The organism is Candidatus Pantoea rara, from assembly GCF_051136265.1.
In the GTDB taxonomy this organism is placed as follows: domain Bacteria; phylum Pseudomonadota; class Gammaproteobacteria; order Enterobacterales; family Enterobacteriaceae; genus Pantoea; species Pantoea rara.
In genome coordinates, this window is record NZ_CP194942.1 from 2,785,460 (window position 1) to 2,811,721 (window position 26,262).

Sequence of the window (26,262 nt, forward strand, 5' to 3'; positions counted from 1 at the left end):
TTCACCAGCAAGGATGAATCAACATGTTTAAGTTAAGCCTTATCGCGCTCACTCTGCTGGGCGTTGCAGCCGCAGGCCACGCCAGCTCGTCAGAGCAGCAGGTCGTGAATCAAATCAGCCAGTTCGGCGTCACGTATCAGGTGAATGATAATCAGGCGGCCCTGAATGGGATCGACTGCGCCACGCTGGGTGCTGACTATGCTGCCTGCAATCGTGCCACCATCACCCTGACCAACAATGGCCCGGCACTGACCGACAAGCACTGGGCGATCTACATGAGTAATGTTCACCAGACGCTAAGGGTCGAAAACGACCAGTTTAAAATGACGCATCTGGTTGGCGATTTAACCCGGCTGGAGCCGACAGAGAAGTTCACCGGAATTGGCGCAGGCGAATCGGTGCAGATTCCCATCATTAACGAATACTGGCAGTTGTTTATTACCGATGTGATGCCGCGCTGGTATGTCACGGCCGGGCAGGCAACCCCCAAAATTATTGCCAGCACCGACCACGAAGATCTCACTCAGTTTGTGTTGCCGCTGGGTGATCACTGGCGTCGCAGTGCCGATGACCATAATGTTCTGATGCAGCCCGCCAGCCGGTTCGATAAAAATAGCGATGTTGCCACCCTGTCCGCCTCTGCGCTGCGGGGTCAAATCACACCCACACCGCTTGAGGTCAAACTCCGCCCGCACGATGCTGACCTCAGCCATGGCATCAGGCTGACGCTGACCGGACTGAGCCGTGAAACTGGTGAAGCGGTAAAACAGCATCTGAACCAGCTTGGCCTGAAAGAAGCGCCTGATGGGTTTGCCATCACGACGCAGATCGCACCGGGGCACTTCACCGGCAAGACCGCGAAATCGGGCGCTTACGATCTGGATATCACGCCTCGTCGCGCCATCGTAGTGGGCTACGATGCCGCCGGGGCGTTTTATGGTCTGATGTCGATTCTTTCGCTGGTACCCGCTGAAGACACGCCGCGTATCGCCTCGCTGGAAGCCCATGATGCGCCGCGCTTCGCCTACCGCGGTGCGTTTCTTGACGTTGCCCGTAACTTTCACAGTAAGCAGGCGGTGATGCGACTGCTTGATCAGATGGCAGCCTGGAAGATGAACCGCTTCCACTTTCACCTCACTGACGATGAAGGCTGGCGGATTGAGATTCCCGGCTTACCGGAACTCACTGATGTCGGGGCCAAACGCTGTCATGACCTGACCGAACAGCACTGTCTGCTGCCGCAGCTCGGTTCTGGTCCGTTCAGTGATAACAACGGCAGCGGGTATTTCAGTCGCGCCGATTACATTGAGATTGTGAAATATGCACAGGCCCGGCACATCCAGGTGATCCCGGAAATTGATATGCCAGCGCATGCCCGTGCGGCCGTCATCGCCATGGAAGCACGCTATCAGCGGCTGATGAAGCAGGGAGAGTCTGAACAGGCCAGCGCGTATCGCCTGATTGATCCTACCGATGATTCCAATACCACCTCCGTACAACTCTATGACCGCACCAGCTATCTCAATCCCTGCATTGCGGGTTCGCAGCGTTTTGTCGACAAAGTGATCGGCGAGATTCAGGCGATGCACCAGGAAGCAGGACAGCCACTCAGCGTCTGGCATTTTGGCGGCGACGAAGCGAAGAATATTCGGCTGGGCGCAGGCTACTCAGACAAAAACAGCCCCAAACCGGGAACCGGTCTGCGCGACTGGCGTAAAGAAGATCTGCCGTGGGCAAAATCGCAGGTTTGTCAGGCGCTGGTGAAAAGCGGCAAAGTCGAAGATCTGGCGCACCTGCCCAGCTATTTCGCCCTGTCCGTGAGTGAGATAGTTAACCGGCACGGCATTGGCAAAATGCAGGCGTGGCAGGATGGCCTGAAAGATGCCAAAGATGCGACGGCCTTCGCTACCCCGCGTGTTGCGGTCAACTTCTGGGACACCCTCTACTGGGGCGGTTATGACAGTGCCAGTGACTGGTCACAGAAAGGTTATGACGTCGTGATATCCAGCCCTGATTACCTCTATCTGGACTTCCCGTATGAAGTTAACCCGCTGGAACGTGGCTATTACTGGGGCACACGCTTTAACGACGAGCGCAAAATCTTTGGCTTCGCACCGGACAACCTGCCGCAGAATGCGGAAACCTCGGTGGATCGCGACGGCAACTTTTTCAGCGCCAAATCAGAGAAGCCGTGGAGCGGTGCTTATGGCATTTCAGCCCAGCTATGGAGTGAAACTGTGCGCACTGACGCTCAGATGGAGCACATGATCTATCCGCGCCTGTTTGCGGTCGCCGAACGAAGCTGGCATCGCGCCAGCTGGGAGCGGGATTATCAGGCCGGTCAGGAATACGCAGGCGGCAAGACGCATCTGGTCGATCAGCAGGCACGACTGAATGACTGGCAGCGATTTGCCAATCTGCTGGGACAACGGGAACTGGCGAAACTGGATAAGTCGGGTATCGATTATCGCCTGCCTGTGCCGGGAGCAAAAATCGTGGATGGCATCCTGTCGATGAACGTGGCCTTGCCTGGCGTGATGCTGGAGTACAGTCTGGATAAGGGCGCTAACTGGCAGCGCTATGACGTCACCAGACCGCCTCAGGTCAGCGGTGCTGTAGCAATCCGCTCGGTCAGCCGTGACGGCCAGCGCACCAGCCGTGTGGAAACGTTGTAGCAAGCGGACGTGAGAGAACAGGCTAAGAAGCCAGTGTTTTGAACATAAAAAAGGCCGACAGACGTCGGCCTTGTTTATCTAAACCGGGTTCTCTTAAACCAGCTTCTCTTCTGCTACCGGCTCTACACCTGCCATCTGCTGACGGCGCTCGATAATCATGGTTTGCGGTGTGGAGAGCAAGATGCCCTCTTTACGCAGACGCGTCAGAATATCGAACAGCAGGTCGCTCTTCGCGCCTGAGATCTGACGCTGGCCCGCTACGTTACCGGTGACGCTCAGAATAATGCCCTGCTGGGTCAGATCTTTAAACGAAACAGACGGCTCCGGCGTTTCCAGAATGCGTTCGTTTTCGTTGTAGACCTCAAGCAGAATATCGCGCACTTTCACCGGATCGATATCGAGCGGGAAGGTCAGCGTAATGGTGACAACGCCCTGCGCATTCCCCATTGTCGCATTGCGCACGTTCTGCGAGATGAACTGTGAGTTCGGCACGATCACCGTGGATTTATCACCCAGTTGAATTTCTGTAGCACGCACATTAATCCGGCGAATATCCCCTTCGATGCCGCTGATGCTCACCAGATCACCGACTTTGACTGGCCGCTCGGTCAACAGAATCAAACCGGAAATAAAGTTCTTAACAATCTCCTGTAAACCGAAACCGATACCGACCGACAGCGCACTCACGATCCAGGCCAGTTTGTTCCACTGCAGCCCCATAATCGACAGCGTCAGCAGGATAATCAGCACATAGCCGATGTTGCTGAACAGCGTCACCAGCGACACCCGCATTCCCACATCCATGGTGGTTTTTGGCAGGAAATCGGTGTCGAGCCAGCGGCGCACCGAGCGCAGCACATAGATACCGACAATCAGGCAGATGATCGCATTCACCATGTGCGCTGGCACGATGTTCAGGGACTCAAGGCCTTTACCGCCCCAGAACTCAATGACTTTTTGCAGCAGCTCAATCGGCGTTGATGAGGCAAAGGTGCCGTTCATCAGCGCCAGTGCCACAACCAGTACCAGGAAGGTTTTACCGATGGCCGTCAGCAGCGTAGCGGTTTGCTGCAGGTGACGCTCATTAATGTTGAGCGAACTCTGAATACGGCGACCGGTGGCGTTACTGGTTGAGAAAAGACTTTCACAACCATCTTTGAGCAGATGACTGAGGAAGTAGAACGAGCCAAACAACAGGCCGCACCAGATCACCTCATAACTCAGGAAGCGCGCCAGCGTAACGTAACCGATCAGCAGCGACACAAGAATAGCAAGCGCGGTCAGCGTCAGGCCCATCTGGATCAGCCCGACCAGCGTCGAGCGGGCTTCCGGTGGCGTACCCGCCTGAGTCAGGCGACGACGCACGCGGTTGGTGCGCATGCTGATGGCCAGCGCGGTACAGCCAATCAGCAGCGCTGTCAGTCCGTTGGCAAAAATGGTGGTATTCAGGCTGGTGCCAACGCTGTAGTTAAACGCCTCGACCGTCTGGAAGATAAACACCAGCACCGCGGTAATCGGCGGAAACGGCTTAAGTGCCATCGCCACTTCATTGGAGATCGTCGGTAAGCGCCAGCTTGGCCGCCGGGTCGAGAGGAACGCGCGTCCCAGTCCGGCAATCAGGCCACAAAAGACGCTGAGCTGCACCAGCCGATCAACAAAGTCCTGAACGTTTTCAGAAACCTCATCACGGCGGGTAAAGGCCAGGGCGATAAAGTTAAAGGTGAGGACGACTGCCACCAGCGTGGTGATCGCTATCGCCGCCGCCAGGAAACTGCGGCGCAGTTTTCCTTCCGGCAGTTTATTAATGCTGACCCAGGCCAGAAACTCTTCACTGTAGCGACGACCCACCGTCATCACCAGCAATGCCGCCAGCAGCCAGAAAACACTGCCCACGCGCCAGCCCGGCTCCCATGAGAGTGCCGCGGTATCCTGCAACTCCTGCAGGAACTCACCAATCTTCTCACCATCCAGATCCTGGCTGTTGAGCAGCGGTGACCAGAAGCGTGCACCAAGGATGCTGCCGGAGTTCAGCGCCAGCTGGCTTTTCAGCTGATCACGACGAAGGTTAACAATCTGCGACGACAGCGTTAAGGCGCCATTTTTAATCCCTTCGGCCTGTTTGATCTGGTCGTCGAGTTTGCTTTTCTGGCTCTCAAGCGCGTTACGCTTGCGCGTTACTTCCGGGGTTTCTTTCACTCCGCTGTCGGCTTTCGGGGCCGGGCCAAGTACACCCAGTTGTGCATCGACCTGCTGGCGATCGGGTACCAGCGCCTGACCCAGCGTATCGGCATTGCCAGAGAGTTCCAGCGCCATTTCATTCAGCTGTGTCAGCTTGTTTTCGCCCGCATCGACGGAGACCTGACTTTTGATTTTATCGAGGATCTTCTGCATTTTCGGCAGTTCCACCGTAGCATTCAGCTTCGGTAGTGCATCCTGTTCCTGAGCAGGCGTGGCCGTATTATCCGCGGCCAGTGCCAGCGTCGGGGCAAACGCCACCAGCGCCAGCATAAACAATGCATAAAAGGATCGTATAAACATATGAGTAAGATTCCGGCAGCTTAAATCAGGCGATCTTCCCTCGCCAGTCGTGCGTAGTGTAGGGCTTTGCAAGAGAGGGCAATATAGGAATAACGGGCATTTTCCGGGCTGATTCCGGGCGGTAAGAGGCATTAAGATGCTTTTATACCTCTTACCTTATCTTCCCGAAGTCCTGCTCAGCCAGCAGGTAACGCCAGCGCACGCAGCGCGCGACACTGGCTAATGTCTACTCGACGTCGGCACTGCCGGCACCATTACTGGCGACCTGACCCGACTTCTGTTTCTTATAAGCCAGCGCGGCGGCAGGCACCGGAGCCGCTTTGCCGGTCTCAATCCAGCTGCGCAGACGGTTGGCGTCGGCGAAGTGAGTATATTTGCCAAACGCATCCAGAACGACCAGCGCCACCGGACGATTGTTAATCATGGTGCGCATCACCAGGCAGTGGCCTGCCTCGTCGGTGTAACCGGTTTTGGTCAGCTGGATGTGCCAGTCATTTTTATAGACCAGATGGTTAGTGTTGCGGAACGGCAGCGCATAGCTCGGATGGGCAAAAACCGCCGTCTCTTCTTTCGTGGTGCTGAGCGCGCCAAGTATCGGATATTCCCGCGTCTCTTTAAGCAACTTAATCAGGTCCTGCGCGCTGGAGACGTTCTGTGTCGACAGGCCGGTTGGCTCGACATAGCGGGTCTGTTTCATACCCAGAGAACGTGCTTTGGCGTTCATCGCCCGGATAAACGCGTTGTACCCCCCCGGATAGGCGTGAGCCAGGCTGGCGGCAGCGCGGTTTTCTGAGGACATCAGCGCCAGCAGCATCATATTACGGCGGCTGATCTGGCTATTGAGCTTCACGCGCGAGAAAACGCCACGCATTTCCGGCGTCTGGCTGACATCGACGTTGATCATTTCGTTCATCGGCTGATGCGCATCCAGCACCACCATCGCGGTCATCAGCTTAGTGATTGACGCAATCGGTCTGACCCGATCCGGGTGGCTGGAGAAGAGCACTTTATTGGTCGTGAGATCGACAATCATCGCACTGCCAGACGCGATCTGCGGCTGAGCAATCGGCGCAAGTTGCGACAGTGACGTGGTCGCCTGCGCCGGAAGTGAAACAATCTGCCCTGAAACGAGCAGCGCCAGCGAAAGCAGGGTGGAACGAATTTTTGCAGGCATCGTAGAAAAAACCCGGTTATGAAGGTGTACTGTGTCAGACCGACACAGGCCGCCCGCTTCAGTGACGTCGGAGCGCGGGCTGGCAGCGGTATCATACCCGTAAGGTTAAGAGATTTCCTGGTGAGATTGTTTCCGGGCGTAAAAAGAGAACTGCCGCCAGAGCGGCGGCAGCGGTCAATCAAAACAGATGCGGTCCATATCCCCACAGCACCACGGTGAGTGCCAGTAACACTTCAAATACCAGCACGCCGATGGCAAGCGTAGAACCGGAAAAGCGCAGGCTCTCTTCACGGTCAATATTCAGAAACAGGGGAATGCCAATATAAAGCAAATAGCCGGTATAGAGCAGCGCCAGCGCGCCTGCCAGCACGCAGAGCCAGACCAGTGGATAAAGCGCTACCAGCCCGCTGAGAAACAGCGGCGTGGCCACATAGCCTGCAAATACCGTACAGCGCTGTACGCCGGGACGCTGCGGATAATCACGTGCCATCCAGTGAATGACGCGTCCCATCACTGCAACGCCACCCAGAATAATCATATAGAACAGAATGCCCAGCCCGATCCCGGTCGCCAGGTTAAGTTGCACATATTGCCCCTCGCCCAGATTCCAGCCCAGCTGAGTTGTACCGATAAAGGCGCAGATCACCGGGATCGCCGCCATCAGCAGAACATGGTGGGTGTAATGGTGCGAGACGCTCTCATTCTCTTGCTTGATATGGCGCATTTCCTGATTCGGATGCGCCAGAAGTCCCCAGACATGGTTCATACAGTCACTCCTCTGATGCGATGGGCCGCCCGGTGCTGCATACGTCTTTGGGGCAGCGTCTCTTCAAGTATAAGCGGCAGTAAAATTTTCGTGGTGACCGGACAAAAAAACAGCATAAATAAACAGACGTGATGCGCGGGCGGAAGCGAAGCCAAATCGCGTATAGACTTGGGGAACCATCACCGAACAGGGAGAGTCATTTTGCATCTGGATATTAACGCATTAATTACGCAGTACGGTTATCTTGCACTTTTTATTGGCTGTATTGCCGAGGGGGAGACATTTACGTTACTGGGCGGCGTTGCCGCGCATGAGGGGCTGCTGCATTACGTTGGCGTTGTGCTGGCTGCGATGGGCGGCGGTATTGTCGGCGATCAGCTGCTCTACTGGGTCGGCCGCCGCTGGGGCACGCGTATCCTGCGCCGCTTTAAAAAGCATCAGGATAAAGTGGTGAAAGCGAACCGCCTGATTAAACGCCGTCCCAGCCTGTTTGTAATCGGCGTGCGCTTTATGTATGGCTTTAGGCTGATTGGTCCAATCATTATTGGTTCCAGCCGCCTCAACCCAATGAAGTTTTTTATTCTTAACGTCATTGGCGCGGCTATCTGGTCGGTGATTTTTGTGACACTGGGCTATTTCGCGGGCGGCATCATCGCACCGTGGTTGCACAAGCTTGACCAGCATCTGAAGCACCTTCTGTGGCTGGTCGGCGCGGTAGTTTTCGCCTTTGTGCTACGCTGGGTGATCCGCCGCTGGCACAACCGACGTGCCGATCAGCAATAAATGAACAGCGGATTCGTCCGTTGACGCACAGGTCGCCGGGTGCTGATCAGAGCCCGGCGACTCTGCTGCCGATTCGGTGCGTCTCACGCTCCCTCCTCCTCTTTCCTTTCTCATTAAACCCCGCGTTAACCATCTGTGCCCAAACGAAGCCGCATCGAATAGCTCAGCTATAGTTAGCATGGACACTGACAGGGAGATGAGGATGAGTAAGGTAAAACGTAAGATTGAAGATCACGGCGTCATCGGTGATTTGCGTACCTGTGCGCTGATCGCCAATGACGGCACCATTGATTATCTCTGCTGGCCCGAACTCGACAGCCCGTCGGTTTTTGCCGCGCTGCTCGACAGCGATGAAGCCGGACTTTTCTCCCTGGCCCCAGACTGGCCCAATGCGCGACGTCAGCAACTCTACCTGCCCGATACCAACATCCTGCAGACGCGCTGGCTGGATGATGAAGGCGTGGCGGAAATCACCGACTACATGCCGATTTGTGATGATACAGACAAACAGCCGCGCCTGATCCGGCGGGTCAAAATGGTCCGCGGCAGCGCGACCTTCCAGATGCGTTGCTCACCCCGCCACGACTATGCCCGCGCGCAGACCCGTGCCGAAGTGAATAAAGGTTGTATCGATTTTCATGCTGAGGGCCAGCCATCACTGCGCCTCGCCGCCTCCGTGGTCATGACGCTGGAAGAGGAGAGCGCAACCGCCCACTTCACCTTACAGCCCGGCGAACATGCGCAGTTTGAATTTGGCAGCGTGGATGATGCGCATATCGAAGCGCTGGCCACCGAACACTGCTTTGAAGAGACCGTGAACTACTGGCGACGCTGGAGCGCCCACAGTACTTATCAGGGACGCTGGCGCGAGATGGTGCAGCGTTCGGCGCTGGTCCTGAAGCTGCTGACCTCGCATCAGCACGGCTCCATTGCGGCGGCGGCAACCTTTGGCCTGCCTGAAGAGCTGGGCGGCGAGCGCAACTGGGACTATCGCGCCTCCTGGATACGCGACGCCTCTTTCAGCATGTATGCTCTGATGCGGCTTGGCTACATCGATGAAGCCAAACACTTTACCCACTGGGTGGGTCGCTGCGTTGAAAACAGCCATCACGAAGAGATGCGTCTGCAGGTAATGTACCGGCTGGACAGCGGCACTGAGCTGCATGAAATGGAGCTGCTGAATCTCTCCGGCTACGCTGACTCCCGCCCGGTACGTATCGGCAATGGCGCCTGGGAGCAGACGCAGCTCGATATCTATGGCGAGCTGATGGATGCGGTCTATCTGGCCAATAAATATGGCGAGGCCATCTCCCAGCGCGGCTGGGAACATGTGGTCAAAATGATCGACTGGCTGAGTGAAAACTGGGATCAGCCCGATGCGGGTATCTGGGAGATGCGCGGCGAACCGGAGCATTTTCTGCATTCGCGTCTGATGTGCTGGGTGGCGATGGATCGCGCGCTGCGTCTTGGCATGAAGCGATCTCTGCCAATGCCTTATGAGCGCTGGGATCGGGCGCGCCGCGAGATCCGCGAAGATATCTGGGCTAACTTCTGGAACAGCGAGCGCGGCCACTTCTCTGCAACACGGCATGGCGAACATCTCGACGCCTCCATGCTGCTGATGCCGCTGGTCCGCTTCGTCGGCGCCACCGACCCGGACTGGATTGCCACGCTGGATGCGATTAAAACCAACCTCGTCAGCGACGGTATGGTGCGGCGCTACAATACACATGAAACACCCGCCGATGGCCTGAAAGGATCGGAAGGCTCTTTTGGCGCCTGCTCCTTCTGGTATGTCGAGTGTCTGGCACGCGCAGGCCGGATTCAGGAAGCGCATTTTGAATTTGAGAAGCTGCTGAGCTACGCCAATCCGCTGGGTCTCTATGCCGAGGAGTTCGACAGCCACGGCCATGCGCTGGGCAATACGCCGCAGGCGCTGACGCATCTGGCGTTGATCAGTGCCGCCTTTTTCCTGAATCGTAAACTCAGCGGCGAACAGACGCAGTGGCAGCCTTAGTCAGTGGCAACCCCGGAAAGCCCCATTTTTACGCTCCTGCTTTCCTGAAATGCGATAACATCCGCGGTGAATTTACGTAAAGTATTGCAGGCAGGTTAAAATCCCGATTCACAACGTCAGTTTAATGAACATATAATGCGCAGCAGGTCACATTGGCCAGCATGAATTCGACACACTGAACAGCCTGAAATATGGCGATAAAGAATTGTAAAATATGAAAATAATTCGCGCTTTCGCTTCAATCGCACTGGCTCTGGCGGCCTTCAGCCAGTCAGCCTTTGCTGTGGTTTACCCGTTACCGCCGGCTAACAGCCGTCTGATCGGGGAAAATATCGAAATTACTGTTCCTGAAGACAGCAAACTGCCGCTGGAAGCTTTTGCGGCGCAGTACCAGATGGGCCTCAGCAATATGCTGGAAGCCAATCCGGGCGTTGACGTTTATCTGCCTAAGGCTGGCAGCAAAATGATCATCCCACAGCAGCTGATCCTCCCTGACGCACCGCGTGAAGGCATTGTGATTAACAGCGCGGAGATGCGTCTTTACTACTACCCGAAAGGCAGCAAAACCGTCGTGGTTCTGCCGATTGGTATCGGTGAGCTGGGTAAAGATACCCCGATCAGCTGGACTACTGCGGTAGAACGTAAAAAAGATGGCCCCACCTGGACGCCAACCAAAGGCATGCATGCGGATTACGCGGCACGCGGTGAGACGCTGCCAGCGGTGTTCCCGGCAGGCCCGGATAACCCGATGGGCCTCTACGCGCTCTACATTGGTCGTCTCTATGCGATTCACGGCACCAACGCCAACTTCGGTATCGGCCTGCGCGTGAGTCATGGCTGTGTGCGCCTGCGTGCTGACGATATCAAATGGCTGTATCAGAACGTGCCGGTTGGTACGCGCGTACAGTTCGTTGATCAGCCCGTGAAAGCGACCGTGGAGCCAGACGGTTCACGTTATGTAGAAGTGCATAACCCACTGTCCACCACCGAAGAGCAGTTCAATTCACGTGAGCTGGTGCCGATTACACTGACTCAGGCCGTGAGCAAAATTGTGGTTGATGCCAGCGTGAATCAGGATCAGGTTAACGCCGCGATTCAGAACCGTACTGGTATGCCCGTAAAAGTGAATGGTGTGGAGAATAACATCCAGACCGCGCCTGTTCCGGTGCCGGAAAACTCACAGGCTGCGCCTCAGGAAGAGCCAATGACGCCGATCACGCCACAGGGTGCAAGCAGTGATGCCACGCAGCCCCAGCAGCCGGCCACTGAGCCAGCCGCACCCGCAGCGCCGGTAACGCCCGCAGCGCCTGCAGCAGCGGCGAACACCAGCTCGTAACCGTCGCCCTGCCCTCTGAAGCCAGCGCCTGTCGCTGGCTTTTTTATTGCCTGCATTAAGGCAAATTAGCGAACATTTCCGCCATCCTTCCCCGCATGACGATCATTAATCTGTCATATAAAGCGCGTATCACACTGCGTTAACCCGATGCAAATCAGCATCCGGCATCAGCCACGTGAGGTACACCATGAGCGAAAACAGTCTCTCTTCCTCATCAGCCCAGGGACGCCCTGATTTCAACGGCAAAGGCAGTCGCTTCAGTAAGCCGCTGTTTTTCATTCTCCTGGCCGCCGGTCTGGCCTTCGCCGGCCTCAACCTGGTCAATGACGTTGAACAGACCAATACTCCGGTCACCAGCTATCTGCCGTTCTTTCTGCTGGGACTGGCGCTGCTTATTGCGCTCGGCTTTGAGTTCGTCAATGGTTTCCACGATACCGCCAATGCGGTCGCCACGGTGATCTACACCCATTCGCTGACGCCCGGCGTCGCGGTGGTCTGGTCCGGTTTCTGTAACTTTATGGGTGTGCTGCTCTCCAGCGGCGTGGTCGCATTTGGCATTATCTCACTGCTGCCGGTCGAGCTGATCCTGCAGGCCAGCAGCGGCAACGGCTTCGCCATGGTCTATGCGTTGCTTTTCTCCGCCATTATCTGGAATCTCGGCACCTGGTATTTCGGCCTGCCGTCGTCGTCGTCACATACTCTGATTGGTTCAATTATCGGCGTCGGGGTGGCTAACGCCATGCTGCATGGGCGCAGCGGACTGAGCGGCGTAGACTGGGATCAGGCACTGAAGGTGGGTTATGCCCTGCTACTGTCACCGGTGGTCGGTTTTGTCTGCGCCGGGCTGCTGCTGTGGGTAATGAAGATTTTTATCCGCAATCGCCAGCTTTATCAGGCACCGAAGAGTGACCAGCCGCCACCGGTCTGGATTCGAGGCCTGCTGATCCTGACCTGTACCGGCGTCTCATTTGCGCACGGCTCTAACGACGGGCAGAAAGGCATGGGGCTGATTATGCTGATCCTGGTCGGCACCATGCCGATCGCCTACGCCCTGAATCGATCGCTGCCTGCCGATCAGATCCCACGCGTGGCCGCGCTGACCGAAGTCACCGCACATCAGCTGCTGCAACTGCAACCGGCAACGGCGCATCCTCCGGCGGCTCGCGACGTGCTGACCGGCTTTGTCGGCAGCAACAACATGAACGCCGATGTGTTACCAGCGCTGGCGAGGACGCTCACCGAGGTGGGCGATCAGATTCGCCGTTACGGCTCCATGGATAATATTCCTGCTCAGGCGGTGACCAACACCCGCAACCAGATGTATCTGGCTTCAGAGTCGATCAAGCATCTTCAGAATGCAAAGGTCACCCTGCCGCAGGAGACCGAACGCAACCTGAAAGCAGTGAAAACAGAACTCGACAGCGCCACCCGCTTTATTCCGATGTGGGTGAAAGTGGTGGTGGCGATTGCGCTGGGACTTGGCACGATGGTGGGCTGGCGCAGGATTGTGGTGACGGTGGGAGAACGGATCGGCAAAACCCATCTGAGCTATGCGCAGGGTGCCAGCGCCGAACTGGTGGCAATGATGACCATTGGCGCGGCCGATGGCTTTGGCCTGCCGGTGTCGACCACCCATGTGCTGTCGTCCGGCGTAGCGGGCACGATGGCGGCCAACCGATCCGGCCTGCAGTTTTCGACCCTGCGTAATCTGGCTGTCGCCTGGATATTAACGCTGCCAGTCTCTATTCTGCTTTCCGCCCTGCTCTACTGGCTGTTTACCCATTTCTGATACTCAGCGGCTCACCCTCTCTCAGGGGTGAGCCGCTGCTGCCCATAGAGTCGCAGCGTGATCAGCAGCGCGCCCAGCACCATTATCGCGGCAGCCAGATAGACCGACTGCATCCCCCAGTGTCCGATAAACAGCCCCGCCACCGGGCCGGTTAAGCCCAGCCCCAGATCGAGAAAGGCGGAATAGGTACCCAGCGCCGAGCCCTGATCCTGACGCTCAACCCTTTTTACTGCCTCAACACCCAGTGCCGGAAAGACCAGCGAAAAGCCGCTCCCGGTCAGGAATGCGCCCACGCCCACCAGCCAGGCACTGTCCGCCTGCCATATAATCAGCAGTCCCAGACACTCCAGCAGGAAAGAGAAGAGTGATACGCGCAATCCGCCAAAGCGGGTAATGAAGCGACCAAACCCCAGCCGCACCAGCACAAACCCCAGGCTGAACAGCGTCAGCGCATAGGCCGCGCCCTGCCAGTCACGGCTGGCAAAATAGAGAGTGATAAAGGTCGCGATAACGCCAAAGCCGATCGTGCCGAAGCCCAGCGCCAAGCCATAGAGCCAGACGCGGGAGAAGACGCGGTGAAACGGAATGCGCTCACCCACGCTGACCGTCACCGCCGGTTTGCGGCTGGCCATCAGATAGCCAGCCACGCCCATCAGCGCAATCAGCCCGGCAAATCCGCTGATGCCAAATTCACTGTTGAGCAGCACGCCCAGCGGCGCACCGACGGCCATCGCCAGATAGGTGGCGACACCGTTCCAGGAGATCACGCGCGCGGTCTGCAACGGCCCGACGATATTCATACCCCACAGCGTGGAGCCGGTGCTGCTGAAGCTCTCACCGACCCCAAGAAACAGCCGCCCGATAGCCAGCAGCGCCAGACTCAGCCAGGGCCAGCTGCTCAACAATGCAGCCACGATAGTCAGCACCCCGCTCATGCCGCAGCAGAGCAGTCCCAGCATCACCACCCGTTTTGGCCCAAAGCGATCGGCAAGACGGCCCGACTGCGGACGACTGAGCAGTGTCGCAAAATATTGAATGCTGATAATCAGCCCGGCGATGAAGGAGCTGAAGCCAAGATGATTTTTGACGAAGCCCGGCAGTACGGCCAGCGGCAGGCCGACGGAGAGATAGCAGAAGAAAGTGAAGATGACAACTGAGAGGATTCGTTTGTTGAGCTGGCTGTTGCTCAATACAGCGGTGTCAGACATAGCACGCAAAGAGTATGAGAAATTTTGCCCACTATACCGTCAGGTCGCTAAGGGGTCGCCTGATTTTTTATCACAAACCATGAACCATCGCGTGACGATCAATCGCCTGCGCGATGTCACCCGAGTTTTTTAACGCGCGGATTTCACTGAATAAGCCCTCGGCTTCGCCATAAGCTTTGCGCAGATAACCCAGCCACTGTTTGATACGCGCCACATGATAGAGGCCAGTATCACCCTGCTTTTCCAGCCGGCTGTATTTCTGCAATAACCGCACCACATCCGGCCAGGCCATTGGCGGTTCGTTATATTTCACGACCCGGCTCAGGTTGGGGATGTTCAGTGCGCCACGGCCAATCATCACCGCATCGCAGCCGGTGACCGCCATACAGTTTTGCGCACTTTGCCAGTCCCATATCTCGCCGTTAGCAATCACCGGAATGCGCAGACGCTGACGAATCTCGCCAATCGCCTGCCAGTTAATCGCCTCTGCACGATAGCCCTCTTCTTTGGTTCGTCCATGCACCGTCAGTTCGCTGGCACCCGCCTGCTGAACCGCATCGGCAATCTCCAGACTGCGGGCGCTGGAATCCCAGCCGAGTCGCACTTTCACCGTCACCGGCAAATCCGCAGGCACGGCTTCACGCATCGCTTTCGCGCCGCGATAAATCAGATCGGGATCTTTAAGAAGCGTTGCGCCGCCTCCGCTGCCGTTGACCAGCTTAGAAGGACAACCACAGTTGAGATCAACACCCCAGGAGCCCAGTTCCACCGCGCGTGCGGCGTTCTCAGCTAACCATTCGGGGTGCTGCCCCAGCAGCTGCATACGCACCCGCGTGCCTGAAGGCGTGCGACTGGCGTTATGCAGTTCGGGGCAGAGACGGTAGAAGGATTTTACCGGTAGCAGTTGATCGACCACGCGCAAAAACTCAGTGATGCAGAGATCGTAGTCGTTCACTTCCGATAACAGCTGGCGTACCAGTGAATCCAGCACGCCCTCCATCGGTGCCAGTAAAACCCTCATACTCAGACGTTTCCGGTGCGCTTCGCTGCTGCCGGACGACGCGGACGGGCTGCAGGCCTATCGCCCTGCGGTGCGGCCTGGCTCTGACGACGCGCCTGAGGACGCTTTTCGCCGGATGAAGAAGCGCGCGATGCGCCCGCACCCTGACCGCCCTGGCTGCGACCACGGCCGCCGCCACCACCTGCACCGCCGCGAGACTGCTGCTGACGACCGTTGATGATCGGCTCCGCTTTGATGCTCGGATCGGGTTCATAACCCTCAACGGCCAGACGCGGGATTTCACGCTTCAGCAGACGCTCGATATCACGCAGCAGTTTATGCTCATCGACGCAGACCAGCGACAGTGCGACACCGGTCGCCGCTGCACGACCGGTACGGCCAATACGGTGAACATAATCTTCGGCGACGTTAGGCAGCTCGTAGTTCACGACATGTGGCAGCTCTTCGATATCCAGGCCACGGGCCGCGATATCGGTCGCAACCAGCACGCGAATGCCGCCTGACTTAAAGTCGGCCAGCGCACGGGTACGTGCACCCTGGCTCTTGTTGCCATGAATGGCTGCGGCGCTGATGCCATCTTTGCCCAGTTGCTCGGCAAGGTGGTTCGCGCCGTGTTTGGTACGGGTGAAAACCAGCACCTGCTGCCAGTTACCTTCGCCAATCAGCTGCGACAACAGTTCACGCTTGCGCTTCTTATCAACGAAAGCCACCTGCTGCGCGACCTGCTCGGAGGCGGTGTTGCGGCGAGCCACTTCAATCATTTCCGGGTTGGTCAGCAGTTTTTCAGCCAGACCTTTGATCTCATCAGAGAAGGTGGCAGAGAACAGCAGATTCTGACGTTTCGCCGGCAGGCGCGCCAGTACGCGACGGATGTCATGGATAAAGCCCATATCCAGCATACGGTCCGCTTCATCCAGCACCAGAATTTCGACCTGTGACAGGTCAACGGCATTCTGTTGCGCCAGATCCAGCAGGCGGCCAGGTGTTGCGACCAGGATATCAACGCCGCCACGCAGCTTGACCATCTGTGGATTGATGCTGACACCACCAAACACCACCATCGAACGCAGCGAGAGGTATTTGCTGTAGTCGCTGACGTTTTCGCCGACCTGCGCCGCGAGTTCACGGGTTGGGGTCAGGATCAGGGCGCGCACCGGACGACGACCGCGAATTGGCGTGGCAGTGGCAGAGAGTTTCTGTAGCAGCGGTAAAGTAAAGCCGGCCGTTTTGCCGGTGCCGGTCTGGGCACTCGCCAGCAGATCGCGGCCTGCCAGCACAACAGGAATCGCCTGGCGCTGGATAGGTGTAGGTTCGCTGTAGCCTTGTTCGGCAACAGCGCGCAAAATATCGGCACTCAGGCCGAGAGAGTCAAAAGACATTAAGTGTTTTACTCCGGTCCGCTCTGGCCGTGAATCACGGTGTAGTTTTCAGAGGGATAGTGACGCCAGTTGGGGCTGACGCGTGAAAAGGGCACAAACTACGATGCGTAAGCGGGCGAGTGTATCAGCTTTAAAGGCAGTGTGCGAGATAGCTCACATTTCGTGACACAACTTAACCGCCTGAAAACAGGAAGGCCACCTTCCGGTGGCCTTCAACTTAACTACGTTTGTTTTCGATTCGCCGCGGTGGCTCTTTTACCAGCAGCGAGACCAGCGCCGGACCCAGCAACATCACTACGCCGAGACACGCCAGCAGCAGGTTGTTGTGGTAAATCCGTGACACCAGGAACAGTGTCATCATGGCGGCGCCAAAGTAGTAAGTGGTGGTCGCTTCTTCAAGATAATCGCCGAGAGTGCGTAAACGGGGAATGCGCTGTGTTACCAGCATGGCAACAAAAACCAGTGCATACATCGCCACCAGCGTGCTGCAGACATCAACCAGAGCTTTGTGCTTCCAGCCCCAGATCAACGCAGCGATCACCAGCAGATGCATAGCGATATGCATTAACGTCTGACCCGTGATGATTTGAATACGATTAGACCATTTCATTCAGTTCTCCTGGCAGACCCAACAGGTCGCCCAAGTGCTACCGGCACAAGCCGGAAACGATTTCCTCAATGTAAAACAATTTTCGGATAACGCCCTAATTATTGCCCTCTTTCACCACCCGTTTGTGACAAAGACTACACTTTGATTCTATTGATGATGAAAAGGAGTGCGTCGCGAGTATGCCACAAAACAAGCAAGGATTTTCAATAAAAGTCCTGACGATCAATACACACAAGGGTTTCGCCCCTTTTAATCGCCGCTTCATCCTGCCCGAATTACGCGACGCTGTTCGCGCAACAGAGGCGGATGTGGTCTTTTTACAGGAGGTGATGGGCACGCATGCCATCCACTCCCTTAACCATGAGGAGTGGCCCGAGTCTCCTCATTATGAGTTTCTGGCCGACACCATATGGAACGATTTCGCCTATGGGCGCAATGCGGTCTATCCGGAGGGACATCACGGCAATGCGGTGCTGTCGCGCTTTCCAATCGCCGAACATGAAAACCGGGATATCTCGGTGGCGGGCAGTGAAAACCGCGGGATGCTGCATTGCCAGATCGCCCTGCCTGAGCCGCACGGCACGCTGCATGTCATCTGTGTGCATCTGGGGTTGAAAGAGGCGCATCGTCACGCGCAGATGAAGAAAATCTGTGAAATGGTCAATTCGCTACCGCCTGACGCGCCGGTCGTGGTGGCGGGCGATTTCAACGACTGGCAGGGACGCGCCAACCCCATCCTGAAACAGGGCGCAGGCCTGAAAGAGGTATTCAGCATGAAGAGCGGACGCCCGGCGCGCACTTTCCCGGCGCGTTTCCCGATCCTGCGACTCGATCGCATCTACGTGCGTAACGCCACCGTGAGTCATCCCTGGGCGCTGCCGCGTAAACCCTGGTCCCATCTTTCCGACCATGCACCGCTGGCCGTGGAGATTCACCTATGAATTTTAGCTGGCAGGAAGGCAACCGGCTGCTGTTGCTGGAAAATGGTGAGGCGTTTTTCCCCCGCGTCTTTGGCGCTATCCAGCGGGCAGAACGCACGGTATTAATCGAAACCTTTATTCTGTTTGAAGATGACGTCGGCAACGCCCTGCACCGTGAGCTTCTGGCGGCAGCCCAGCGCGGCGTGCGGGTCGAAATCATGGTCGATGGCTATGGATCGGCCGAACTCTCTGACAAGTTTGTGAACAGCCTGACCAGCGCGGGCGTGCGCTTCATCTATTATGATCCGCGTCCGCTGGTAATGGGGATGCGCACCAACGTGTTCCGCCGTCTGCATCGGAAAACTGTGGTGGTGGATGATGTGGTCGCCTTTGTTGGCGGCATCAACTTTTCGGCTGAGCACAACACCGACTACGGCCCGGAGGCGAAACAGGATTACGCGGTGCAGGTCAAAGGCCCGGTCGTCGCAGATATTGCCCGCTATCTGCAAGAGGCGATTGGCAGCGAACAGCATACCCGCCGCTGGTGGGGATCGCGTTCTCATCGTCCGGCGGTGAACGCTAAACCTGGTGATGCCCAGGTGCTCTATGTCTATCGCGATAACGACGAGCATCGCGACGACATTGAAGTGCATTACCTGGAGATGCTGCGCGAGGCAAAGCGGGATGTGATCATTGCCAACGCCTACTTCTTTCCTGGCTACCGGCTGCTGCGTGAGATGCGTAATGCCGCACAGCGTGGCGTCCGGGTGCGCTTGATCGTTCAGGGCGAGCCGGATATGCCGATAGTGAAAGTGGGCGCGGAGTTGCTCTACAACTATCTGGTCGATGGTGGCGTCGAAGTTTACGAATATATCCGTCGTCCACTGCACGGCAAGATCGCCGTAAAAGACGATCACTGGGCCACCGTCGGTTCCAGTAATCTCGATCCACTGAGCCTCTCTCTGAATCTTGAAGCCAATCTGATTATCCACGATCGGCCGTTTAACCAGACGTTGCGTGATAACCTGGAAGTGCTCCTGGCTAATGATTGCCAGCGCGTGCAGGAGGATCGCTTACCGCCACGCAACTGGTGGCAACTGAGTAAAAGCGTGGTGGTATTCCACTTCCTGCGCCATTTCCCGGCTATCGCTGGCTGGCTTCCGGCGCATACACCGCTACTGGCCCAGGTGGATGCGCCGGTACAGCCTGAAATGGAGACGCAGGATCGCGTTGAAACTGACAACCCGGGAGCAAAATCCTGATGGCAAAAAAACATCCACGCTGGCAACTGGCGAAAAAAATCCTCACCGTGCTGTTTTTCATCGCGGTCGTGGTTCTGCTGGTGGTTTATGCCCGTAAAGTGAACTGGGAAGATGTTTATGACGTCATCGTTAACTACGACCGCTTTGTGGTATTGACTGCCGCCGGGCTGGTGGTGCTGAGTTACCTGGTGTATGGCTGCTATGACCTGATTGGTCGCGCCTACTGCGGCCATAAGCTGGCGAAGCGGCAGGTGATGCTGGTGTCGTTTATCTGTTACGCCTTCAACCTGACGCTGAGCACCTGGGTGGGCGGCGTGGCGATGCGCTACCGGCTCTACTCCAGGCTTGGCCTCGACAGCGGCACGATCACCCGCATCTTCTCCCTGAGCATCGCCACCAACTGGCTGGGTTATATTCTGCTGGCGGGCGTGGTGTTCAGTGCCGGTATGGTTTCGATCCCCAGCGGCTGGTTTATCGGTGAGACCACGCTGCGCCTGATTGGCGGGGTTCTGCTGGTGCTGGTCGCGGTTTATCTCTGGGCCTGCGCCTTCTCAAAGCAGCGGCGCTGGACGGTGAAAGGCCAGACGCTGCAGCTTCCCTCATTGCGCATGGCGCTGCTGCAGTTTGCGGTGTCCTGTGCCAACTGGATGGTGATGGGAGCGATTATCTGGCTGCTGCTGGGGCGCGACGTCGGTTATCCGATGGTGCTGGGCGTGCTGCTGATCAGCAGTATCGCTGGGGTGATCATTCATATTCCGGCGGGCATCGGCGTACTGGAAGCGGTTTTCCTGGCGCTGCTCAGCGGTCAGCACGTCTCGCATGGCACCATCATTGCGGCGCTGCTGGCCTATCGCGTGCTCTACTTTATCCTGCCGCTGCTGTTAGCGCTGGTACTCTATCTGGGGCTGGAGAGTCGGGCGAAGCATCTGCGTCACAAGAATGAGCAGAAATTGCAGAAGTCGTAAATAAAAAAAGGGGGAGGCGCAGACAGTGCGCCTCCCCCACTCTTTCCTCAGCCTCAGCGGCGGTTGCCGAAAATCCGCAGCAGCATCAGGAACAGGTTGATGAAGTCGAGATAGAGCGTCAGTGCACCCATAATTGAGTAGCGACGCAGGTTTTCCTTGTCGCGGGCATCGATCTGCTCACCGATGTTTTTCAGCTTCTGCGTGTCATACGCGGTCAGGCCAACAAACACCACCACCCCAATGTAGGTAATCGCCCACATCAGCGCCGGGCTTTTCAGCCAGAAGTTCACCAGCGACGCCAGTACTATACCAATCAGCGCCATAAACAGCAGGCTGCCAAAACGACTCAGATCCCGTTTGGTGGTGTAGCCGTAGAAGCTCATCGCGCCAAACATACCGGCCGTGACAAAGAAGGTGCTGGCAATAGAGGAGTAGGTGTAGACCAGGAAGATACTCGCCATGGTAATGCCGGTGAGCGCCGAATAGAGCATAAACAGCCCGGTTGCTACGGTCCCGCTCAGGCGATGCACCATACCTGACAGGATAAACACCAGCGCCAGCTGCGCGATAATCAGCCCGAAGAAGGTAATCCGGTTGGCAAACACCAGCTCCATCACCGCAGGCGTGCGCGCAGCGTACCAGGAGACAAACGCGGTCAGTAACAGACCACAGGTCATCCAGCCATAGACTTGTGCCATATAGGCTTGTAAACCGCGAGATGCGGGTTGAACGATGGAATCATTTCGTGGATATCGGTCCATGATGCACCTCTTGTTAGACGGATGAACAGATGCGCTCCCGACAGGGAGCCATGCCAGAGACTAAGTGTGGCACAGGTCAGCTCAACTGCGCCACAACATGCCGCTTAACGCCGCGACAGGCACTGCTGATAACGGCTGTCAACGCGCTGTGCAAACCACGCCGTGGTGAGGTTACGGGTAATTTTCGGGCTTTCCAGCTTGATGCCCGGCAGCATTTCACGCGGTAATTTGCGACCCGCCATTTTATCCGCCAGGGTAAAGACCTGTTTCCAGAGTTCGCTGTCGCTGAACGACGCTTTCTCCCCTTTCTCCAGATCGCGGCGAATATCGCTGTTGCTCATGTCGATCTGCTTCGACAGCGTGCGCACCGCCAGCTCGGTGCCACCCGCTGCATCCGATCCATAAAGAATCAGATCGCCATCCAGCGCCAGCTTCATACCGGTGGCGCGCGACACCGCCGCCTGGAACGCCGCATTGCGACTGGCATACCAGCCCGCATTGTAATCGGCAAAGCGATACAGCGGCTGGCTGTAGTCAGCCGGGTAGCCCAGCAGATGCATCGTTCCGAAGTAGATCCCGCCGTGACGGGTAAATACCTCGCGGCGGATTGTGCCATCGACCGGCCACGGATAGCCTTTGGCGTGCGCTTCGGCAAACGCAATGCTGACCTGCATCGGGCCGCCGGTGTGGATCGGGTTGAGATTACCAAACAGGGTCTGGCCCATCGGCACCATGTCGATCAGGTCATCGAAAATAGCGCTGAGATCTTTTTCACTGCGCACTTTGTCCAGTCGTGCCGCGTAGCTTTCCCCTGTGGGGGATTTTATCTGCAGCGCGGTACGCACCAGGAAGGCCGGGACGTGCACTTTTGCCGCACGGCGATCGATCTCACCCCAGGCGATTTTTGGCAGGCCTGGCACCGCAGCCTCGGCGCTGAAGTTGCTCTCCTGATCCGCCACGGCGATCACCGCGCAGAGGTTACTGGCGCTGGGATCAATCTGCTGCGTGCGGAAGGTGGTGTAGATATCGTCGCTCCACGCCGTTTTATTGCTGACGTGCGACGGCAGCAGCCGCTGAATCTGCGCTTTGACATCTTCAGGCTGCCGTACCGGCGCCTCTGGGGTTTTCTTGCTGCTACAGCCTGCCAGTACCAGTGCGGCGACCAGTGTCAGACGTTGCAGAATTGGGGTGGATGACATGCCTGTCCCTAAAATAAACCAAAACGCTACTCTATCATCGCCAGCGTTTCGCAGGCAGGAGAGAACTGGACTAAGGTTACCTTTTTTACCGTTAAAGGAACTTACGATGTTTAAACTCTGGCCTGTTGCGGCATTCAGCCTGTTATTAACCGGTTGCGGCGCCAATAATACGCCTGCCCAGGTGCAGTCACCGGGCGCGCCCACCTCCTCCTCGCTTAAAGTGCTGGAGACCGGCGCCAGCGTGATGCAGTCACGTCCGCCCATCGATGCCATCAACACCTATCTTGACGGCTTCCATTTTTATAATGGTGATAAAAACGGACAGATGGAGGCACACCACTATGTCACCGTGCTGAATGACGATGTGATGCAGGCGGTGATTTACGACGGCAATACCCGCGACGCGCGGCTGATGGGCGTGGAGTACATTATCAGCGAACGGCTGTTTAAGACCCTGCCGCCCGAAGAGAAGAAGCTGTGGCACAGCCATCAGTATGAGGTGAAATCAGGCACGCTGATTGCGCCAGGCTTACCGGAAGCCGCCGACCATGCGCTGATGAATCGCATTGTGAACACCTACGGAAAAACCTGGCACACCTGGCACACCGATCGCGACAAAACGCTGCCAATTGGGATTCCGGCCTTGATGATGGGCTTTACACAGGATGGTCAGATGGATTCGCGACTGCTGGCGGACCGCGATCGCCGCTTTGACGTCGATAGCAAAAAGATCCGTGCCGAACGGGCGGATATCGTGGCGCATCCGGCAGCACCGGGTGCCAACGCGTGGGAAAAGGGCCAGGTTATTCAGCTTAAGCGCACCACGGGCGGCGGTGAGCACAGCCACGGTCAGACTGGATTTGGTCCGGCTGAGCAGCTCAGGCAGCCTTAAGCGACGTGATGCGCGCGTTTACAGGTAATCGCGTGTAGACGTTCAGAGGAAACTCAGCGGGCAGAAACTCTCCGCCCGCTGAGTTGAAAACGCCGTCTTAGTCCCAGCGCTGAGCAGCCTGGTGGTCGCTGTCGCGGGCATCCACCCAGCGTTCGCCCTGCTCTGTCGCTTCGCGCTTCCAGAACGGCGCGCGGGTTTTCAGGTAGTCCATGATGAATTCGGCGGCAGAAAAGGCGCTGCCGCGATGGGCGCTGGTAACGCCCACCAGCACGATCTCATCGCCGGGAAACAGCTCACCGACGCGGTGAATCACCGTGACGCGCTGCAGCGGCCAGCGTTCACGCGCCGCATCAATAATCTCCTGTAGCGCTTTCTCGGTCATGCCGGGATAGTGCTCCAGCGTCAGCGCCGCCACGTTATCACCCAGATTGTGGTTACGGACTTTGCCGGTAAAGGTCACTACCGCGCCATCTTCATCACAGGCCGCCAGCCAGCGATACGCTTCCGCCATATCAAACGGCGCGGGGCCGACGCGAATCTGCGTGTCCATCTCAGCCTCCGGTCACGGGCGGGAAAAAGGCGACTTCATCACCCGCACACAGCGGATGCGTCATCGGCACCAGCGTCTGATTTACCGCCGCCAGCAACTTGCCTGACTCCAGCGCCAGCGCCCAGCGATCGTCGCGTTCGGCCAGCGCACTGCGCAGTGCGGCCACATCCGGATAATCAGCACTGACCTCAAGCGATGCGGTGCCGATCAACTCACGCACCTGGGCAAAAAACAGCACCTTAATCATGCGTGACCGCCAGGAAATCGCCGCTTTTACCGCCGCTCTTACTGATTAAACGCAGCTGATCGATGACAATATCTTTCTGTACCGCTTTGCACATGTCGTAGATGGTGAGGGCGGCAACCGAGGCGGCCGTCAGCGCTTCCATCTCAACACCGGTTTTGCCGGTCAGACGGCAGAGCGTGGTAATACGAACCCGGTTATGGTCCGATTCCGCTTCCAGATTCACTTCCACTTTACTCAGCATCAACGGATGACAGAGCGGAATCAGCTCCCAGGTACGTTTTGCTGCCTGGATCCCGGCGATGCGCGCAGTGGCAAAGACATCCCCTTTGTGATGGCTGCCTTCCATAATCATCTGCAGCGTTTCTGGCTGCATCAGCACCAGCACTTCTGCCCGCGCTTCGCGCACGGTTTCAGCTTTGGCGGAGACATCCACCATGTGCGCTTCGCCCGCGGCGTTAATGTGTGTGAGTTGAGACATGCTTATCGTTTCTTCAAATGTGAGACAAAATTACAGGGCGCGGTGCGTGCATCAAGCTGGTCAGCGATAATACGTTCCCAGGCGGTACGGCAGGCGCTTGTCGATCCCGGCACGGCCAGGATCAGCGTACCATTGGCCAGACCGGCAACGGCACGCGACTGTAATGTTGAACCGCCAATCTCTTCATAGGAGACCATCCGGAACAGTTCGCCAAAGCCGTCAATCTCGCGATCGAACAGCGGCAGCAGGGCTTCCGGCGTGCTGTTTTTCAGGTTAAAGCCGGTGCCGCCATTAATGATGACCACCTGTACATCTTCACTGGCGATCCAGCGCGACACGGTGGCACGGATACGGTAGAGATTATCCGGCACGATAGCGTGATCAACCACTTCATGGCCCGCTTCCGCTGCCGCCTCGCGCAAATAGTCGCCGGAGGTATCGTTGCTGGCATCACGACGATCTGACACCGTCATCACCGCCATCTGCAAAGCCTGAAATTCGCTGGCTGGTTTACCCATACTTCCTCCTGAAATTAGCCGCCAATGTAAGAGAGATTCTGTGTGATGCCGGTGTTGCCCTGATGCAGGAAGTGTGTCTGCTTTTTCTGCCCCAGGCTGCTGGCAATGCGAGCCTGCAGTTCGGCCTGCTGCTCATCTGACGCCAGCAGATCACGCAGTGGCACACCGCCGTCACCAAACAGGCACAGGTGCAGATTACCGTGCGCTGAGACGCGCAGACGGTTGCAACTGGCACAGAAATCTTTGGCGTAAGGCATGATCAGGCCAATCTCGCCGACATAATCGGGATGGTAAAAGACCTGCGCCGGACCGTCGCTGCGTCCGCTTTCGCGGCGCTGCCAGCCCTGAGCGATCAGTTGATCGCGGATCACCATGCCGGAAACGTGCTGATCGCGGAACAGCGTGCCGCCATCGCCGGTCTCCATCAGTTCGATAAAGCGCAGCTGAATCGGACGGGTACGGATCCAGTCGAGGAAGGTGGCCAGATTACGGCTGTTGAGATCGCGCATCAGTACGCTATTGACTTTGACCTGACGAAAACCGGCGTCGAGCGCGGCATCGATGCCGCTCATCACCTGATGGAATTTATCCTGACCGGTGATAGCGTGAAACTGACGGGCATCCAGGCTGTCGACGCTGACGTTAAGTGCGGTTAAACCTGCATCTCGCCATTGCTTTACGTCACGCGCCAGCCGGTAGCCGTTGGTAGTGACGGCGATCTGGCGGATCGAAGCGTTTTCACGCACCGCCGCAATGATGTCGGTGAAATCACGGCGCAGCGACGGCTCACCGCCAGTCAGCCGTACTTTTTCGGTACCGGCAGCGGCGAAGGCCCGCGTGACACGGCGGATTTCATCCAGTGAGAGAAAGCTTTTGTTACGAATTCCCTGCGGCTTGTAGCCGTCGGGCAAACAATAGGTACAACGGAAATTGCAGACATCCGTGACCGACAGGCGCAGGTAATAGAACTTACGCGCGTATGCATCAGTAAATTGTGACACCAGAACACCTTTCCAGATTGGGAGATGCAGTCATTTCTTCCTGCACCCTGGCAGCTCAATGGCTACGGCCTGACCCCCCTATCCGCAGACTTAGGCACTCAGGCTTGAGTGTACGCTGACCCGTTGGTCAGCGCGGTAAACATGATGGTAGCGTGTATTTCGTCACTCTTCCA

23 protein-coding genes and 1 riboswitch are annotated in these 26,262 nt (G+C 57.1%); of the genes, 9 read left to right on the plus strand and 14 right to left on the minus strand.

Annotated features, from left to right (window positions below; all coding sequences use genetic code 11):
* Positions 1 to 23 precede the first annotated feature (23 nt).
* Entirely contained in the window at positions 24 to 2,675 is a 2,652-nt protein-coding gene (locus ACR8BF_RS13235; protein WP_434745099.1) for a beta-N-acetylhexosaminidase, read from the plus strand.
* 93 nt (positions 2,676 to 2,768) lie between these two features.
* On the opposite strand, the gene ACR8BF_RS13240 is transcribed toward ACR8BF_RS13235, so the two are convergent.
* The 3 genes from ACR8BF_RS13240 to ACR8BF_RS13250 form a co-directional block, all read right to left on the minus strand.
* Positions 2,769 to 5,213, minus strand: coding sequence for a DUF3772 domain-containing protein (locus tag ACR8BF_RS13240; RefSeq protein WP_434745100.1), 2,445 nt, complete (start codon positions 5,211 to 5,213; stop codon positions 2,769 to 2,771).
* 226 nt (positions 5,214 to 5,439) lie between these two features.
* Positions 5,440 to 6,387 (minus strand): D-alanyl-D-alanine endopeptidase, encoded by a 948-nt coding sequence (gene pbpG, locus ACR8BF_RS13245; RefSeq protein WP_179896390.1) that lies wholly within the window; start codon positions 6,385 to 6,387, stop codon positions 5,440 to 5,442.
* Positions 6,388 to 6,565: 178 nt separating this feature from the next.
* The gene (locus ACR8BF_RS13250) at positions 6,566 to 7,153 is read right to left on the minus strand and encodes a Yip1 family protein (protein ID WP_179896392.1); all 588 of its coding nucleotides are present in this window, start codon (positions 7,151 to 7,153) and stop codon (positions 6,566 to 6,568) included.
* 201 nt (positions 7,154 to 7,354) lie between these two features.
* Here ACR8BF_RS13250 and ACR8BF_RS13255 point away from each other — a divergent pair, with 201 nt between their 5' ends.
* From ACR8BF_RS13255 to ACR8BF_RS13270, 4 genes are all read left to right on the plus strand, one after another.
* Positions 7,355 to 7,936: a DedA family protein gene (locus ACR8BF_RS13255; protein WP_292990286.1), complete on the plus strand. Its 582-nt coding sequence runs from the start codon at positions 7,355 to 7,357 to the stop codon at positions 7,934 to 7,936.
* A gap of 202 nt (positions 7,937 to 8,138) precedes the next feature.
* Positions 8,139 to 9,953, plus strand: coding sequence for a glycoside hydrolase family 15 protein (locus ACR8BF_RS13260; RefSeq protein ID WP_179896396.1), 1,815 nt, complete (start codon positions 8,139 to 8,141; stop codon positions 9,951 to 9,953).
* Positions 9,954 to 10,167: 214 nt separating this feature from the next.
* Positions 10,168 to 11,289, plus strand: coding sequence for a L,D-transpeptidase family protein (locus ACR8BF_RS13265; RefSeq protein WP_179896397.1), 1,122 nt, complete (start codon positions 10,168 to 10,170; stop codon positions 11,287 to 11,289).
* 187 nt (positions 11,290 to 11,476) lie between these two features.
* Entirely contained in the window at positions 11,477 to 13,078 is a 1,602-nt protein-coding gene (locus tag ACR8BF_RS13270; protein ID WP_179896399.1) for an inorganic phosphate transporter, read from the plus strand.
* A gap of 11 nt (positions 13,079 to 13,089) precedes the next feature.
* Here ACR8BF_RS13270 and ACR8BF_RS13275 read toward each other — a convergent pair whose 3' ends face one another.
* From ACR8BF_RS13275 to ACR8BF_RS13290, 4 genes are all read right to left on the minus strand, one after another.
* Positions 13,090 to 14,286, minus strand: coding sequence for an MFS transporter (locus tag ACR8BF_RS13275; RefSeq protein WP_179896401.1), 1,197 nt, complete (start codon positions 14,284 to 14,286; stop codon positions 13,090 to 13,092).
* A gap of 70 nt (positions 14,287 to 14,356) precedes the next feature.
* Positions 14,357 to 15,307 carry a tRNA dihydrouridine(16) synthase DusC gene (gene dusC / locus ACR8BF_RS13280; RefSeq protein ID WP_314983419.1) on the minus strand — a complete coding sequence of 317 codons (951 nt, stop codon included), beginning with the start codon at positions 15,305 to 15,307 and terminating at the stop codon, positions 14,357 to 14,359.
* A 2-nt stretch (positions 15,308 to 15,309) separates the two neighbouring features.
* Positions 15,310 to 16,686, minus strand: coding sequence for an ATP-dependent RNA helicase RhlE (rhlE, locus tag ACR8BF_RS13285; RefSeq protein ID WP_179896405.1), 1,377 nt, complete (start codon positions 16,684 to 16,686; stop codon positions 15,310 to 15,312).
* A 217-nt stretch (positions 16,687 to 16,903) separates the two neighbouring features.
* Positions 16,904 to 17,296, minus strand: coding sequence for a YbhQ family protein (locus tag ACR8BF_RS13290; RefSeq protein ID WP_179896407.1), 393 nt, complete (start codon positions 17,294 to 17,296; stop codon positions 16,904 to 16,906).
* Between the two features lie 179 nt (positions 17,297 to 17,475).
* Between ACR8BF_RS13290 and ACR8BF_RS13295 the strand changes: the two genes are divergently transcribed.
* Genes ACR8BF_RS13295 through ACR8BF_RS13305 form a run of 3 tightly spaced genes read left to right on the plus strand, consistent with a single transcriptional unit; the run spans position 17,476 to position 20,443 of the window.
* Entirely contained in the window at positions 17,476 to 18,237 is a 762-nt protein-coding gene (locus ACR8BF_RS13295; RefSeq protein WP_179896409.1) for an endonuclease/exonuclease/phosphatase family protein, read from the plus strand.
* Positions 18,234 to 19,478: a cardiolipin synthase ClsB gene (gene clsB, locus ACR8BF_RS13300; RefSeq protein WP_434745101.1), complete on the plus strand. Its 1,245-nt coding sequence runs from the start codon at positions 18,234 to 18,236 to the stop codon at positions 19,476 to 19,478. The genes ACR8BF_RS13295 and clsB overlap by 4 nt, the downstream gene beginning before the upstream one ends.
* Positions 19,478 to 20,443: a lysylphosphatidylglycerol synthase domain-containing protein gene (locus tag ACR8BF_RS13305; RefSeq protein WP_179896412.1), complete on the plus strand. Its 966-nt coding sequence runs from the start codon at positions 19,478 to 19,480 to the stop codon at positions 20,441 to 20,443. The genes clsB and ACR8BF_RS13305 overlap by 1 nt, the downstream gene beginning before the upstream one ends.
* A gap of 53 nt (positions 20,444 to 20,496) precedes the next feature.
* On the opposite strand, the gene ACR8BF_RS13310 is transcribed toward ACR8BF_RS13305, so the two are convergent.
* Together ACR8BF_RS13310 and ACR8BF_RS13315 are read right to left on the minus strand one after the other, a co-directional pair.
* The gene (locus tag ACR8BF_RS13310; RefSeq protein WP_434745102.1) at positions 20,497 to 21,204 is read right to left on the minus strand and encodes a Bax inhibitor-1/YccA family protein; all 708 of its coding nucleotides are present in this window, start codon (positions 21,202 to 21,204) and stop codon (positions 20,497 to 20,499) included.
* 104 nt (positions 21,205 to 21,308) lie between these two features.
* Entirely contained in the window at positions 21,309 to 22,403 is a 1,095-nt protein-coding gene (locus ACR8BF_RS13315) for a DUF1615 domain-containing protein (protein ID WP_292990261.1), read from the minus strand.
* Between the two features lie 106 nt (positions 22,404 to 22,509).
* On the opposite strand from ACR8BF_RS13315, the gene ACR8BF_RS13320 reads away from it, so the two are divergent.
* Positions 22,510 to 23,295, plus strand: a complete 786-nt coding sequence (locus ACR8BF_RS13320) for an OBAP family protein (RefSeq protein ID WP_179896417.1) — start codon at positions 22,510 to 22,512, stop codon at positions 23,293 to 23,295.
* Positions 23,296 to 23,392: 97 nt separating this feature from the next.
* Here ACR8BF_RS13320 and moaE read toward each other — a convergent pair whose 3' ends face one another.
* The 5 genes from moaE to moaA all read right to left on the minus strand — a co-directional run bounded on the left by moaE (position 23,393) and on the right by moaA (position 26,089).
* The gene (gene moaE / locus ACR8BF_RS13325; RefSeq protein WP_434745103.1) at positions 23,393 to 23,845 is read right to left on the minus strand and encodes a molybdopterin synthase catalytic subunit MoaE; all 453 of its coding nucleotides are present in this window, start codon (positions 23,843 to 23,845) and stop codon (positions 23,393 to 23,395) included.
* Between the two features lies 1 nt (position 23,846).
* Positions 23,847 to 24,092, minus strand: coding sequence for a molybdopterin synthase sulfur carrier subunit (moaD, locus tag ACR8BF_RS13330; RefSeq protein ID WP_179896421.1), 246 nt, complete (start codon positions 24,090 to 24,092; stop codon positions 23,847 to 23,849).
* Positions 24,085 to 24,570 (minus strand): cyclic pyranopterin monophosphate synthase MoaC, encoded by a 486-nt coding sequence (moaC, locus tag ACR8BF_RS13335; RefSeq protein ID WP_434745104.1) that lies wholly within the window; start codon positions 24,568 to 24,570, stop codon positions 24,085 to 24,087. Before moaC ends, moaD begins: the two co-directional genes overlap by 8 nt.
* Positions 24,571 to 24,572: 2 nt before the next feature.
* The gene (gene moaB / locus ACR8BF_RS13340) at positions 24,573 to 25,088 is read right to left on the minus strand and encodes a molybdenum cofactor biosynthesis protein B (protein WP_008925052.1); all 516 of its coding nucleotides are present in this window, start codon (positions 25,086 to 25,088) and stop codon (positions 24,573 to 24,575) included.
* 14 nt (positions 25,089 to 25,102) lie between these two features.
* Positions 25,103 to 26,089, minus strand: coding sequence for a GTP 3',8-cyclase MoaA (gene moaA, locus ACR8BF_RS13345; RefSeq protein ID WP_003851849.1), 987 nt, complete (start codon positions 26,087 to 26,089; stop codon positions 25,103 to 25,105).
* Positions 26,079 to 26,212, minus strand: a riboswitch (molybdenum cofactor riboswitch). It overlaps the preceding gene by 11 nt.
* Positions 26,213 to 26,262 lie beyond the last annotated feature (50 nt).

What these genes read in the sequence shown, in the direction of transcription:
- ACR8BF_RS13235 (WP_434745099.1), top strand. Translation starts at nt 24, where the DNA reads ATGTTTAAGTTAAGCCTTATCGCGCTCACTCTGCTGGGCGTTGCAGCC.
- ACR8BF_RS13240 (WP_434745100.1), bottom strand. Translation starts at nt 5,213, where the DNA reads ATGTTTATACGATCCTTTTATGCATTGTTTATGCTGGCGCTGGTGGCG.
- pbpG (WP_179896390.1), bottom strand. Translation starts at nt 6,387, where the DNA reads ATGCCTGCAAAAATTCGTTCCACCCTGCTTTCGCTGGCGCTGCTCGTT.
- ACR8BF_RS13250 (WP_179896392.1), bottom strand. Translation starts at nt 7,153, where the DNA reads ATGAACCATGTCTGGGGACTTCTGGCGCATCCGAATCAGGAAATGCGC.
- ACR8BF_RS13260 (WP_179896396.1), top strand. Translation starts at nt 8,139, where the DNA reads ATGAGTAAGGTAAAACGTAAGATTGAAGATCACGGCGTCATCGGTGAT.
- ACR8BF_RS13265 (WP_179896397.1), top strand. Translation starts at nt 10,168, where the DNA reads ATGAAAATAATTCGCGCTTTCGCTTCAATCGCACTGGCTCTGGCGGCC.
- ACR8BF_RS13270 (WP_179896399.1), top strand. Translation starts at nt 11,477, where the DNA reads ATGAGCGAAAACAGTCTCTCTTCCTCATCAGCCCAGGGACGCCCTGAT.
- ACR8BF_RS13275 (WP_179896401.1), bottom strand. Translation starts at nt 14,286, where the DNA reads ATGTCTGACACCGCTGTATTGAGCAACAGCCAGCTCAACAAACGAATC.
- dusC (WP_314983419.1), bottom strand. Translation starts at nt 15,307, where the DNA reads ATGAGGGTTTTACTGGCACCGATGGAGGGCGTGCTGGATTCACTGGTA.
- rhlE (WP_179896405.1), bottom strand. Translation starts at nt 16,686, where the DNA reads ATGTCTTTTGACTCTCTCGGCCTGAGTGCCGATATTTTGCGCGCTGTT.
- ACR8BF_RS13290 (WP_179896407.1), bottom strand. Translation starts at nt 17,296, where the DNA reads ATGAAATGGTCTAATCGTATTCAAATCATCACGGGTCAGACGTTAATG.
- ACR8BF_RS13295 (WP_179896409.1), top strand. Translation starts at nt 17,476, where the DNA reads ATGCCACAAAACAAGCAAGGATTTTCAATAAAAGTCCTGACGATCAAT.
- clsB (WP_434745101.1), top strand. Translation starts at nt 18,234, where the DNA reads ATGAATTTTAGCTGGCAGGAAGGCAACCGGCTGCTGTTGCTGGAAAAT.
- ACR8BF_RS13305 (WP_179896412.1), top strand. Translation starts at nt 19,478, where the DNA reads ATGGCAAAAAAACATCCACGCTGGCAACTGGCGAAAAAAATCCTCACC.
- ACR8BF_RS13310 (WP_434745102.1), bottom strand. Translation starts at nt 21,204, where the DNA reads ATGGACCGATATCCACGAAATGATTCCATCGTTCAACCCGCATCTCGC.
- ACR8BF_RS13315 (WP_292990261.1), bottom strand. Translation starts at nt 22,403, where the DNA reads ATGTCATCCACCCCAATTCTGCAACGTCTGACACTGGTCGCCGCACTG.
- ACR8BF_RS13320 (WP_179896417.1), top strand. Translation starts at nt 22,510, where the DNA reads ATGTTTAAACTCTGGCCTGTTGCGGCATTCAGCCTGTTATTAACCGGT.
- moaE (WP_434745103.1), bottom strand. Translation starts at nt 23,845, where the DNA reads ATGGACACGCAGATTCGCGTCGGCCCCGCGCCGTTTGATATGGCGGAA.
- moaD (WP_179896421.1), bottom strand. Translation starts at nt 24,092, where the DNA reads ATGATTAAGGTGCTGTTTTTTGCCCAGGTGCGTGAGTTGATCGGCACC.
- moaC (WP_434745104.1), bottom strand. Translation starts at nt 24,570, where the DNA reads ATGTCTCAACTCACACACATTAACGCCGCGGGCGAAGCGCACATGGTG.
- moaB (WP_008925052.1), bottom strand. Translation starts at nt 25,088, where the DNA reads ATGGGTAAACCAGCCAGCGAATTTCAGGCTTTGCAGATGGCGGTGATG.